General features: G+C 73.0%; 10 protein-coding genes. All 10 read right to left on the bottom strand.

All coding sequences use genetic code 11. The features are described 5' to 3' along the window. The coding region (locus PV721_RS34180; protein WP_323806089.1) for a zinc-ribbon domain-containing protein at positions 1-196 on the bottom strand (196 nt) is incomplete at its 3' end. Between the two features lie 3 nt (positions 197-199). After that, positions 200-3,214: a serine/threonine-protein kinase gene (locus tag PV721_RS34185; protein ID WP_319731253.1), complete on the bottom strand. Its 3,015-nt coding sequence runs from the start codon at positions 3,212-3,214 to the stop codon at positions 200-202. Then, positions 3,211-4,500 carry a hypothetical protein gene (locus tag PV721_RS34190; protein WP_319731266.1) on the bottom strand — a complete coding sequence of 430 codons (1,290 nt, stop codon included), beginning with the start codon at positions 4,498-4,500 and terminating at the stop codon, positions 3,211-3,213. Before PV721_RS34190 ends, PV721_RS34185 begins: the two co-directional genes overlap by 4 nt. A 119-nt stretch (positions 4,501-4,619) precedes the next feature. Beyond that, positions 4,620-5,570: a glutamate ABC transporter substrate-binding protein gene (locus tag PV721_RS34195; RefSeq protein WP_319731268.1), complete on the bottom strand. Its 951-nt coding sequence runs from the start codon at positions 5,568-5,570 to the stop codon at positions 4,620-4,622. Positions 5,571-5,752: 182 nt separating this feature from the next. Further along, on the bottom strand, positions 5,753-7,162 hold the full coding sequence (locus tag PV721_RS34200; protein ID WP_319731255.1) for a hypothetical protein: 1,410 nt from the start codon (positions 7,160-7,162) through the stop codon (positions 5,753-5,755). 208 nt (positions 7,163-7,370) lie between these two features. Next, positions 7,371-8,360: an N-acetylglucosamine kinase gene (locus tag PV721_RS34205; protein WP_319731256.1), complete on the bottom strand. Its 990-nt coding sequence runs from the start codon at positions 8,358-8,360 to the stop codon at positions 7,371-7,373. Next, a complete protein-coding gene (locus PV721_RS34210; RefSeq protein ID WP_319731258.1) occupies positions 8,351-9,616 on the bottom strand; it encodes a 6-phospho-beta-glucosidase in 1,266 nt (421 codons plus the stop codon). The genes PV721_RS34205 and PV721_RS34210 overlap by 10 nt, the downstream gene beginning before the upstream one ends. A 5-nt stretch (positions 9,617-9,621) precedes the next feature. Continuing rightward, on the bottom strand, positions 9,622-10,461 hold the full coding sequence (locus tag PV721_RS34215) for a carbohydrate ABC transporter permease (RefSeq protein ID WP_319731260.1): 840 nt from the start codon (positions 10,459-10,461) through the stop codon (positions 9,622-9,624). After that, positions 10,458-11,399 carry a sugar ABC transporter permease gene (locus PV721_RS34220; RefSeq protein ID WP_319731262.1) on the bottom strand — a complete coding sequence of 314 codons (942 nt, stop codon included), beginning with the start codon at positions 11,397-11,399 and terminating at the stop codon, positions 10,458-10,460. Before PV721_RS34220 ends, PV721_RS34215 begins: the two co-directional genes overlap by 4 nt. A 6-nt stretch (positions 11,400-11,405) precedes the next feature. Further along, the gene (locus PV721_RS34225) at positions 11,406-12,740 is read right to left on the bottom strand and encodes an extracellular solute-binding protein (protein WP_319731264.1); all 1,335 of its coding nucleotides are present in this window, start codon (positions 12,738-12,740) and stop codon (positions 11,406-11,408) included. Positions 12,741-12,828 lie beyond the last annotated feature (88 nt).

Here is a 12,828-nt window from a genome sequence, read left to right on the forward strand (position 1 = left end):
GGCCCCCCCCGCGGGCGGTTACGGGAGCCCGGCCGCCGCCCGCGGGGGGGGCCGGCGGGATGGGCATGGTCGGGTGGTCCGCGGACGCAGCCGGGGGAGGAGCGGTCACGGCGTAGCCGCAGACGCCGCAGAAACGGTCACCCTCCTCCAGGGGTTCCTCGCAGCTGGGGCAGCCCGACAGCCGATGCATCGACATCACTCACACCCACGTCCGGGGACGGAAACGGTTTGCCCGCTCCACCAGTTCGATCCTTTCCTCGCCACGCCGCGCCAGCCGTGCGAGGACGCGGTACGAGCGCTCCAGTCCGAAGCGCAGGCCCCGCTCGTCCAGTTGACTGCCGAGCAGCGAGGTCCGGCCGGGGTCGGAACCCCGGCTACCCGACAGTACCCAGTCCAGGGCCGAGCCCAGAACCTCCGTCGCGAGCCGCTCCTGCCGCTCCGGGTCCAGCCCGAACCGCCGCAGGGCCTCCACCTGCTCGGCTGCGGCCGTCAGGTCGGCCAGCAGCGGCTCCTGCGGGGACCGGTCGCGCAGACGTGCGCGTACGGCCGCCACCCGGGCGGCGGTGTAGTGGATGGACGCCTCCGGTACGGATTCCAGCGTGCGCACGGCTGCGTCCCGGTCGCCGGCGGCCAGCTGCACCCGGGCCAGCCCGAAGGCCGCGCTCACGAATCCGGGGTCGGTGATCCACACGAGCCGGTAGTACTCGGCGGCGTTGTCCAGCTGGCCCAGCACCTCCGCGCACAGCCCGAGGGCCAGCTTCGGCGCGGGCTCGCCGGGGAAGGCGTCGTAGATCGCGTCGAAGGACAGGGCGGCGACCTCGTTGTCACCGGTGGCCAGCGAGGCGATGCCACGGGCCCACACCACCCGCCAGTCGTCCGGATGCCGGGCCTCCAGCTCCGCCAGGGTGCGCCCGGCCGAGGACAGCTCGCCCAGCTCCAGCCGGGCCCGCAGCTCGCGCAGCCGCAGCTCGGCCGAGTCGGCGGGCGCCGAGGCCAGCGCGCCCAGCAGGTCACCCGGCGCGGAGGCCAGCAGACCGGTGAGGAAACCGGCATTCGGATCGCCCGCGTCCACCAGAGGCACGGGCAGCGCCAGGGCGGTGTCAGCGGCGTCGAGGGTGGTCGCTCCCGCCGGGGCCGCTGTCGCGGTGGGAGCGGGCGGGGACACCGGGGCCGGTGCGTGCCCCGCTGCCGGAGCCTGACGGGCCCGGGGCACGGGCGCCGAGGCCACGTGCGTGGCGGTGCTCCCGAGCGCGGGCACCGCCGCAGCGCCCGGCGCGGGCGCCCATGCACCCGGCGTGCCGCCGGGAGCCGCCCCGGGCAGGCCCGCGCCGCCGGGCGGGGTTCCCGTACCGGGCCGGTGCGTCCCGCGCGGCGGGGTGCCGCCGGTGAGCGTGTGGGCCTGCGGGCCGAACGCCCCGGCGGGCGAGGCTCCTGCCGCCCCGGGCGCTCCCGCAGGCAGGGCGACGCCTCCCGGCGGGGTACCGGGCAGCCCGGTCGCACCGGCGTGGTTGCCGACGGGCCGAGCCGTGCCGCTGTGCGGAGGTCCCCACGGTCCTGACGCCGCAGCGGGCGCCGCGGTGGGCAGGGCCGCGCCGCCCGGCGCGTGTGCTCCCGTGGGACGGGCCGGGGCGCGGCCGAACGCTCCGAGCAGCCCGCCACGCCGCCGGGAGGCGATCGGGCGGTGGCCCAGCCGGGACACGACCGTGCCCGAGGAGGCGTCGGCGAACAGCCGGGTGTCCGGAACGCGCAGTTCCGGGCCGAAGAGGGTCGACAGCTGGGGCCGCGGCCGGCCCGTCTGGAGCGCGACCACCTCGCGCAGCACGCCCGTCAGCTGGTCCGCCATCTCCTGCGCCGAGGAGAACCGCCGCCCCGGATCCGGGTCCGTCGCCCGTACGAGCAGCCGGTAGAAGGACTCGTACCGTCTGAACACCTCGATGTGCTCGGGGTCCGGCAGCGAATCCACGAACACATTGGTGTAGCCCTGGAAGTCGAAGGTCAGGACGGCCAGCGTCCGGGCCACCGTGTAGAGGTCGGAAGCCACCGACGGGCCCAGCTCCGCGACCTCCGGCGCCTGGTAGCCCACCGTGCCGTAGATGGCCGACTCGTCGTCGTCCATCCGGCGCACCGCGCCCATGTCGATCAGCTTCAGCTGGTCCTGCTGCTGGATCGCGTTGTCGACCTTGAAGTCGCAGTACAGCAGGTTCCTGCTGTGCAGGTGGCCCAGCGCCTCCAGCGCCTCGATCCCGTACGCGCACGCCTGCTCCACCGGCAGCGGATCGCGCCGCCCGCCCGGCCGCCGCCGCTCGTTCGCGATCTCCTTCAGCGACTTGCCGCCGACGTACTCCATGACGATGTACCCGTCCAGCGAACCGGTCCGCTGGTCCAGGTGCTCCACGAAGTTGTAGATCCGCACGATGTTGGAGTGCTCGATCTCCGCGAGGAAGCGCCGCTCCGATATCGCGGCCTCCATCGCGTCCTGGTCGCCGGTGTCGAGCAGGCCCTTGAGGACCACCCACCGGTCCGCGACCGCCCGGTCCACCGCCAGGTACACCCAGCCGAGACCGCCGTGCGCGAGGCAGCCCGCCACCTCGTACTGGCCGCGCACCACGTCGCCCGGGTTCAGTTTGGGCACGAAGGAGTACGGGTGCCCGCACTTGGTGCAGAACCCTTCCGTCCGGCCCGGCCGGTCCCCGCGGGACCGGCCCACCGGAGCCCCGCAGTCCGAGCGCGAGCAGAACCGCTTGCGCTCCGGCACCTCCGGGTTCTCCAGGACCGCCGCCGAAGGATCCGGACGCGGAACCTCCGGAACGTTGACCAGCCCGGCTCCCAGCCGGCTGCGCCCCGAGGACGCCGCCGAACCCGAACTGCGCACCGACACCGAACGGGTGGACGCCGTACCCGACAGGGACCGCGACAGCCGCCCCGACACCGAGCGACGGGACGAGGAGGACCGCGAGGAGCGGGCCGAGGCCGAGGATCGTGCCGAGCCGTGCGAGCCCTGCGAACCCATCGATCCGCGGGACCCGCCGGATCCCAGCGAGCCCCGGGCAGCGCTCGTCATCCCCGTCGGAGGCGACACCAGATCGTCCGCACCCGCCGCGACCGCGCCGACCGGCGCCAGCCCGCAGGTGTCGCAGTACAGCTCGCCGCCGCCCATGTCCTCATACGTCCCCGGGCAGCCGGGGCGAACGCACGCGGTTCCGACCAGACTCATGCGTCCTCCTTCCCCGGCCCGTCGGGCCGGACCTGCTCGGGCCGGTGATCTTCGTGCCTCGCCTGCTGCGGCACCAGCGACTCCGCCGCCGCCTGCTGGTACCGCAGGACGGCCTGCTCGGCCGCCCGCAGGTCGCAGGGCGCGCTCCACAGCATCCGGCGGGCCGCGTCGTACCGCTCGACCAGCACCGGATCCTCCGCCATTCCGTGGCGGGCCACCTTCGCCTTGTACGCGTCGAGCCGCCCGCGCAGCTCGGCCCGTACCGCCAGCGGCGCCGTCACAGCTGTCAACGATTCACGGGCCCGCCGCAGTTCCTCCTCGGCCCTCACCTCCAGCGATTCCAGCAGCGGCGAGAGCCGGTGCCAGCGCGACTGGCGCCGGTGCTCGGCCGCCGCCGCCAGCTGCTCCTGCAGCACCGTCGGCGGGCCGCTCACCGCCGGCACCTCGGACGCGGCGATCTTCGCCAGCACCTCGCCGCGCGCCGTCCGCGCCTCCGCCAGGGTCCGGTCGGCCCTCGAGAGCACGTCCCGCAGGCTGATCAGCCGCTGCTCGGCGTCCTGCCGCACGTCCAGCACCGCCTCGACCTCCCGGCGTACGTCCTCCAGCGCGAGCGCGGCCCGGTCGTAGCGCCCGGTGTCCGGACGGCCACCGCCGGGCGCCGCGCTCCCCGTCGCCGGCAGCCAGAAGGCCAGCGGGTCCGCGATCACCTGCGCCCGCAGCTGCGTCAGCTCCGCGGTGATGTCCTCCAGGTCGTCGCCCGAGGGATGTTCGCCCGGCCGCACGCCCACCGAGTGGGCGAGCGAGCGGGTGCGGTGCAGCTCGGCGGCGAGCAGGTCGATCCGGGCGGGCAGCGCCGACCACACGGCGTCGGCGGCGACCACCACGTCCAACGAACGCGCGTACAGAGCGTTCATCCGCGCCACCAGCTCGGCGAGCGAGAGCCGCTCCGCCAGCGCGACGCCCTCCGCCGCGGCCCCGGCGATCAGCACGCCGGGCCCGCGCAGCCGCTCCGTCAGCTCGATCAGGTCCTCGCGGTTCGGCCAGCGGCGCCGCTCCCGGACCTCCCGGGCCGCGGTGAGGGCCCCGCTGTAGGCGTCGAAGTACGTCCACAGCCGGGTGATGTCCGCGTCGGCGGCCGTCCACCGTTCCTTGGTGATCCCGGTCAGCGCGGCGCCCTCCAGCAGCCGGCGCCCCGCGTGGTCCTGGAGGGCGAGCAGCGAGGTCTCGACGGCCTCGTGCTCCGCGCCCAGCCGGGCCAGGGCGCGGTCGACGCCGTCCCGGTCCATCACTGCCGAACCCGCCTCCACCGACTGTGCCTCCGCTTCCGCTGCCGCCTCCGTGTCCCTCTCCGCGTGCTCCGTGTCCGGCCCCGCGCCCGGCCCCGTACCCGAAACCGCCACCGGCCTCAGCCGTCCCGGTACTTGGGAGCGGGAGGCGCGGACACGCCGGGCAGCACGGGCTGGAGGTGCTTGAGGTACGCCCTCATCCAGGGGCTGTCATTGCCGCCCGCGCGGTAGTTCTCCAGCACCTTGTTGACGCGGCGGACCAGGTCCGAGGCGTCCTTGTTCATCGCCACCCCGTAGAACTCCCGGGTGAAGGGCGAGCCCACCAGCTGCACCGAGGGGTCCTGCGCGGCCTGGCCGGCCGCGAGGGCGTTGTCCGTGATGATGCCGTCGACCTCGCCCAGCTGGAGCCGCACCAGGCAGTCCAGCTGGTTGGCGACGGTGACCGGGGCCGAGCCGTACGACTGGGACCTCAGAGCCGCCTCCGCCGTGGAACCGGCCGCGAAGCAGATCCGCTTGTCCTTCAGCGAGGTGTCGTACCCGGTGATCGGCGAACCCTTGGGGGCCAGCACCTGCTGCCCGGCCTCGAAGTAGGCCGTGGAGAAGGCGACGTCCTCCAGCCGCTTGCAGTTGATGGTCATGGTCCGCACGACGATGTCGACCCGGCCCTCCTGGAGCGCCGGGATGCGCTGGCTGGTGGGGATGGCGCGGTAGATGACCGCGTTCTCGTCGCCCAGGATGTCCTTGGCGATGGCCTTGACCAGGTCGATGTCGAAGCCGTCGAGACGGCTGCCCTCGGCGGTCTGGTTGCGGTAGCCCCAGCGGAAGCTGTTCTGGTCGACGCCGGCGACGAGCTTGCCCGCCGCCTTGATCCGCGCGATGGCCGCCCCGTCCACGTCGGACGGGCGCAGGCTCGCCTCCGGGTCCTGGCAGGTGTCGGCCTGGGCCCACGGCGCGGCCGGCGCCCCCGCCATCGCGGCGGGCTTGCGGACCGCCGGCCCGCCGGTGTCGGGCGTCGCGTGGGCCAGCGGCAGCAGCACGACCGCGGCCGTCACCGCGCAGGCCACGGCCATCGCGCTCACGCCGCCCCAGCCGCGCAGCCGGCCCGCGGCCCGCCGCACCCCGGACCCGGCGCCGCCCGGAGACCCGGCACGGCCCTCCAGGGCCGCGTGCCCCTCCCGGCCCTCGTACGACCCGCGCCCCTCGTACTGCTCGTGACCTTCGGCGGCCCGCCTCGCTCGTATCCGCATCGCTCTCACCTGTACTCCGAAAGCCTGCGCCCGATACCGAGCAGGGCGGCCGCCGCGCCGATGACCACCAGGATCGCCGAACCCGTCACCAGACCGCCCATCGCGTCGATGCCGTCCCGGGCCGCCCGGGTGAACTCCCGCTGCTCGTGGGCCACGGCCTGCTCCAAGGAGGCGTCCACCGTGTCGAAGGCGGCCCCGCTGCTCTCCTTGTGCTCCTCGTCCCCGACGACCTGGGGCAGCGCGGCTTCGTAGTCGCCCTTCAAGTCCGCCTCCCTGGCCGCCGTGTGCCGCTGCTTCCACTGCGCCACGCCGTCCACGGCGCGGCTCACCGGGCCCCGGCCGGCCTCGTCGTCGGCCAGTCGCAGTGCGGTCGCCAGCCCGGCGTCCAGCTGCTTCATGTTGTTCGTGAAGTCCACGTCGTACTTGTCGGACTTCTTGTCCTCCGCCAGTACGGCGCCCCGCGCGATCAGGGTCAGGTTCTCACCGGCCCGCGCCTGCAAGGAGGCGATCCGCGCGTCGTTGAGCACCTTCATCGACTCCTGCCCGTCCGCCCGCGCTTCACTCAGCGAGGACCGCGCCACCGTGTGGCCGACGGCCAGCCACAGCAGCACCACCACCGACGCGGCCGTCGCGGCCAGCAGCCCGTGGTTGAAGACCCGGTTCGTGTGCCGGTAGTTGCGGCGCTGCGCCCACACGAGGCCGGCGACCGCGAGCAGGCCCGCACCGAGCGAGGCCAGGGGCCAGGACCGGGCGTCGTCGTAGTCCTCGTGGAGCCGGCCGGTCTCCGCCTCGTACAGCCGCTGCGCGGCGGGCAGCAGCTGGGTGGTCATCTGCTCGTTGGCGTAGCGGAGATAGGCACCGCCCAGCGGCAGGCCCTGCCGGTTGGTGGCCCGGGCCTGCTCGATCAGGCCGGTGTAGCGCGGCAACTGCTCGCTCAGCAGGGCGATCTGCTCGCGGGAGTCCTCGTTGCCGCCGGTGTTGGCGGCCGCGCTCACCAGCAGCTTGGAGGCGTTGGCGATGTCCTTCTCGTACCGCTGCCGGACCTCGCGCGGCTCCTGGGCGCCCAGCAGGAAGCCGCTGGAGGAGGTCGTGTCGGCGTCGGCGAGGGAGCGGTAGATGCTGGCCGCGTCCGCGCTCAGCGGCTGGCTGCGGCCCACCACGTCGTCGGCGGCGGTGGTCCGGCCGGAGATCTCCCAGACGCTCACCGTGCCGAACAGCACGATCAGGGCGGCCAGTGCGGCGCCGATGATCCGCAGCCGGCCGGGCTCGGTGGTCGCCGCCTCGCGCAGCCGCTCCACGCCCTCGGCCCAGGCGGTGCTCTGCCCGGGCGGCCCGTGGGGCGGCGAAGCCGGTGCCCCCGCGGGCGGCACGGCGCCACCGCCCCCGGGCGCGGGCGCGCGTGATGTGATCGCCACCGTGACCTCCCCCTCGGTCCTGTAGTCCCCCAGCCAACGGCGGGAGGCACCCCCTGCGCAGCAGTATGGACGTAGTGCCGGTCGACCACAGCACCCGGTGCTGCATCCGGGGAGATCCACCCCCTGGGGCGCCCTCCGTCACCCCTTCACCGTCAATACGCGCGCACGGGCGTCACGGTTCCAGACCGGCGGCCGTTCCGGGGCGGGTTCACCCGAAATGGGCACGGAGTCTGCCGTAGGCGAGGGGCGGGGAGCCGAGGGCGTCGAGGCCGAGGAGGCCGGCGCCCAGGACCGGTGGGGCCGTGACCACGTGGACGCGGGCGCGGGGGGCCCGGTCGGCGAGGCGCGCCGCGATCCGGTCGTTCAGCTGCGGGTGCCGGGCCGCCAGGACGCCGCCGCCCAGGACGACGGGCACCTCCTCGTCCAGCAGGTCCAGGCGGCCCAGTGCGACCGAGGCCATGGCCACGATCTCGTCCGCCTGCCGGTGCACCAGCGACAGCGCCACCGGGTCGCCGGCGGCCGCCACCGCGAACAGCACCGGGGTCAGTTCGTGCCGCCGCCCGGCCGGGATCCGGCCCAGGTGCATCGCCTCGATCAGCGAGGCCATCGAGTCGAGGCCCAGGCGCGCGGGGAGCGCCCGGGCCAGTTCCGTCGGCTCGCCCCGCCCGTCCTCGGCGCGGGCCGCGAACCACAGGGCCTCGTCGGCCAGTCCGCCCCCGCCGCCCCAGTCGCCGGAGATCCGCCCGATCGCGGGGAAGCGTGCGGTCCGCCCGTCCGGGGTCATCCCGACGCAGTTGATGCCGGCCCCGCACACCACGGCGACGCCGCGCGGCTCGGCGCCCACGGGCAGGCCGGCGCGCAGTAGGGCGAAGGTGTCGTTGTGCACCTCCGTCCTGCGCCCCCAGTTGCGGCGCTCGATCTCGCGCGCCAGCTTCCACTCCTCCACCGGGAAGTCGGCGTTGGCCAGGCAGGCCGACACGTGCTCGGCGCAGGGCCCGACCTCCCCCTTGACGTACATCCCGACGGAGGCCATCGCCTCGGCGATCACGTCGACGGCCGCGGCCACCCCCGTCCGGGACGGCTGGAACCCCCCGGCCTGTCCGGCGACCAGGACCGAGCCGTCCGGAGCGAGGAGCGCCACGTCCGTCTTGCTGTTGCCCGCGTCGATCGCGAGGACGGAACAGAGGGTCACGCCCATGACAGGTGCTCCTTGTTGTGCGCGAGGAGCCGGTCGGTCAGCTGCTCGGCCAGGTCGAACTGGCCGACGAGCGGGTGCGCGAGCAGTGCCTTGAAGACCCGCTCGCGCCCGCCGCGCAGCGCCGCGTGCAGCGCGAGGTCCTCGTACGCCGTCACGTGCGAGATCAGCCCGGAGTGGAGCGGGTCCAGCCGCGGGACCGCCAGCGGCCGCGGGCCCGAGGCGTCGACGCGCGCCTGCACCTCGACGACCGCGTCGTCCGGCAGGAAGGGCAGGGTGCCGTTGTTGTACGCGTTGACCACCTGTACGGCCGGGCCGCCGTCGGCCAGCAGGGAGGCGGCCAGGTCCACGGCCGCCTCGGAGTAGAAGGCGCCGCCCCGCTTCGCCAGCAGCGCCGGCTTCTCGTCGAGTGCGGGGTCCCCGTACAGGGCGAGCAGTTCCCGCTCCATCGCGGCGACCTCGGCGGCCCGGGAGGGCTTCGTGCCGAGTTCCCGTACGACCTCGTCGTGGGCGTAGAAGTAGCGCAGGTAGTAGGAGGGCACGACGCCGAGCCGGTCCAGCACCGCCCGCGGCAGGCGGAGGTCCGCCGCGATCGCCTCGCCGTGCGCGGCGAGCAGCCGCGGCAGCAGGTCCTCGCCGCCCGGGCCGCCCCGGCGCACGCCCAGTTCCCAGGTGAGGTGGTTGAGGCCCACGTGGTCCAGGTGGATGTCGCCGGGGGCGAGGTCCAGCAGGGCCGCGAACTTCCGCTGGAGGCCGATGGCGACGTTGCACAGTCCGACGGCCTTGTGCCCGGCCCGGAGGAGGGCCCGGGTGACGATCCCGACCGGGTTGGTGAAGTCGATGATCCACGCGTCCGGATTGGCCCGCCGGACCCGTTCGGCGATGTCGAGGACCACCGGTACCGTGCGCAGGGCCTTGGCGAGGCCGCCCGCGCCCGTGGTCTCCTGTCCGACGCAGCCGCACTCCAGGGGCCAGGTCTCGTCCTGCAGCCGGGCGGCCTGGCCGCCGATGCGCAGCTGGAGCAGGACCGCGTCGGCCCCGTCGACTCCCGCGTCGAGGTCGGCGGTCGTGGTCACCCTGCCCGGGTGCCCCTGCCGGGCGAAGATCCGCCGGGCCAGGCCGCCGATGAGTTCAAGCCGGTCGGTGGCCGGGTCGATCAGGACGAGCTCGCCGACCGGCAGGGTGTCGCGCAGCCGTGCGAAGCCGTCGATCAGTTCGGGGGTGTAGGTGGAACCGCCGCCCACCACTGCGAGTTTCATTGCCGTCAGCCTTTCACGCCGGTCAGGGTGACTCCCTCGACGAACGCCTTCTGGGCGAAGAAGAAGAGGACGATCACCGGGGCCATGACCAGCACGGTCGCGGCCATGGTCAGGTTCCAGTTGGTGTGGTGCGCCCCCTTGAAGGACTCCAGCCCGTAACTGAGGGTCCAGGCGGCCGGGTTGTCGGAGGCGTAGATCTGCGGGCCGAAGTAGTCGTTCCAGGCGCAGAAGAACTGGAACAGCGCGACGGCGGCGATTCCGGGCTTGGCCATCGGCAGCACCACGCGCAGCAGGGTGCGCACCTCGCCGCAGCCGTCGACGCGGGCCGCGTCCAGGTACTCGTCGGGGATGGTCAGCAGGAACTGGCGGAGCAGGAAGATCGAGAAGGCGTCGCCGAATGCCATCGGGACGATCAGCGGCCACAGGGTGCCGGACAGGTCGAGCTGTTTGGCCCAGAAGAGGTACATGGGGATGACCACCACCTGCGGCGGCAGCATCATCATGGCGATCACGAGCAGCAGGGAGAGCCGCCGCAGGCGGAAGCGGAACTTGGCGAGCGCGTACGCGACGGGCACGGAGGAGACCACGGTCAACAGGGTGCCGAGCCCGGCGTACAACAGGGTGTTGCGCCACCAGGTCAGGAAGCCGGGCGTGTTCCAGACCGTGGCGTAGTTGTCCCATTCCCAGGTGTCGGGCCACAGGTCGCGGGTGAGGGCCTGCCGGTCGCCCATCAGGGAGGTGAGCAGGATGAAGACGAAGGGGAGGACGAAGAAGAGGGCCGCGGCCACGCCGAGCGCGTGGACGCCGATCCAGTGGAGTACGGCCTTGCGCCCGTGCGTGCTCACTCACCTGCTCCGATCAGTCCGCCACGGCGCCGCATCAGAAGCGCGGTGAAGGCCATGGAGAGGGCGAACAGGACGAGCGCGACGACACACGCCGTGCCGTAGTCGAAGCGCTGGAATCCGAGGTTGTAGACGAGCTGCGGCAGGGTCAGGGTGGACTTGTCGGGGTAGCCGGGCTCGAACTGCTGGCCGGAGCCGCCGATGACCCCGGCCGCGACCTTTCCCGCCACCAGCGGCTGGGCGTAGTACTGCATGGCCTGGATGACGCCGGTGACCACGGCGAACGCGATGATCGGCGAGATGTTGGGCAGGGTGATGTGCCGGAACCGGGCCCAGGCCCCGGCCCCGTCCAGCTCGGCGGCCTCGTACTGCTCCTTCGGTACGTCGAGCAGTGCGGCCATGAAGATGACCATCAGGTCGCCCACCCCCCACAGGGCGAGGGCGGTGAGCGCCGGCTTGGACCAGTCGGCGTCGGTGAACCAGCCCGGGGTGGGCAGCCCAGCGGCGTCCAGCAGGGTGTTGGCGGGGCCGGTGCCGGGGTTGAGCAGGAAGACGAAGGCCAGGGTCGCGGCGACGGGCGGGGCCAGGTAGGGCAGGTAGAACAGGGTCCGGAAGATCCCGGCCCCGGTCTTGATCTTCGTGACGAGCAGGCCGATGCCGAGGCCGAAGGCGACCCGGCAGGTCACCATCACCGCCACCAGCCACAGGGTGTTGCACATCGCCGGCCAGAAGAGCGGATAGTCCGTGAAGACGTAGTTCCAGTTGTCCGGGCCGTTGAAGGCGGGCTGCCGGAAGCCGTCGTACCGGGTGAAGGAGAAGTACAGGGTGGACAGCAGGGGGTAGGCGAAGAAGACCGCGAACCCGATGAGCCAGGGGGACATGAAGGCCGCGGTCCGCAGGGCGGAGCGGCGGCGCTTCGACCGCAGTGCAGGGGTGGTCATCCGGGTCTACTTCGCCTTCGCGATGTCCGTGTCGATCTGCCGGTCGGTCTTGGCGAGGCCGGCCGGGATGTCGGCCACGTCGCCCTTCTCGACCCCGTACGCGAAGTCCTCGAAGGTCAGCTGGTAGGTGCCGCCGTCGGCCTGGGCCGGGGTGGTGCTGGACTTCGGGTGCCGGGCGATGTCGAGGAAGGTCTTGAACTCGGGGGTCACCTGGAGGTTCGGGGACTCCAGGGCGGCCAGCGTGGAGGGCACGTTGTGGATGGCGTTGGCGAAGGCCACCACCGCCTCGGTGTCGGTGGTCATGTACTTGACCAGTTCCCAGGCGGCGTTCTGCTTCTTGCCGCCCGCGGCGATGCCCATGATCGTGCCCGAGAGGTAGCCCTTGCCGTAGTCGGCGGCCTGCTCGTCCGGGACGGGCAGGGGCGCGGTGCCGATCTCGAACGCGACGCCCGCCTCCCTGGCCATCGGGGCCCGCCACTCGCCGTCGATCTGCATCGCGACCAGGCCCAGGTGGAAGGGGTGCTCGGCGCTCCACTCGTCACCGAAGGTGTTGCGGAACCTCTCCAGCCTCTCGTAGCCGCCGAGCTTGTCCACCAGGTCCTTCTGCGCGGTCAGCATCTTGGCGAAGGCCGGGTCCCCGGCCAGGTTGGACTTGCCGTCGGCGCCGAAGTAGGTGGCGCCCCACTGCGCCGCGAGCCGCGTCGGCTTGGTCTCGTAGCCGTGGAAGGTGGGCATCAGGCCGACCCGCTCGTACGAGTCCCCCTTGGGTTCGGTCAGCTTCTGCGCGACCTCGGTGAACTGGCTCCACGTCCTGGGCGGTTCCGTGATGCCGGCGGCCGCGAAGGCGGTCTTGTTGTAGACGAGGCCGTACGCGTCGTGCAGCAGCGGCAGCGTGCACTGGTTGCCGTTGAACTGGGTGTACTCCAGCAGGGTCTTGGGGAAGACCTTCGTCTTGTCGACCCCGGACTTCCGGAGGAAGGGGTTGAGGTCGGCGAAGGCGCGGGAGTTGCAGAACTTGCCGACGCTGTCGGTGGTGAAGGAGGACACCACGTCGGGGGCCTTGTCCCCGCCCGCACGCAGGGCCTGGTTGATCTTGTCGTCGGTCATGTTGCCGGTGACCTCGACCTTGATGTTGGGGTGCGCCTGTTCGAACCGGGCGATGTTGTCCTCGATCGCCTTGGCCTCGCCGGGCGCGGACCAGCCGTGCCAGAAGTTCAGGGTGACGTCCGCCTTCGGGTCGTCGGAGGCCGTGTCCGCGTTCTGGCCGGTGCAGGCCGTGGCGAGTGCGGATATCGCGGCGAGGAGGGCGGCTGCGGTGGTCAGGCGGCCGGTTCTGGGCATGGCGGGGCTCGCTCTCTGCGGAGGACGAAACTTCCGGTGGGGGGCGGTCGGAACCGGCGGGGCCATTCCTTTAAAAAAAATCCCCAAG

The organism is Streptomyces sp. MB09-01 (assembly GCF_033794505.1).
Lineage (GTDB): Bacteria > Actinomycetota > Actinomycetes > Streptomycetales > Streptomycetaceae > Streptomyces.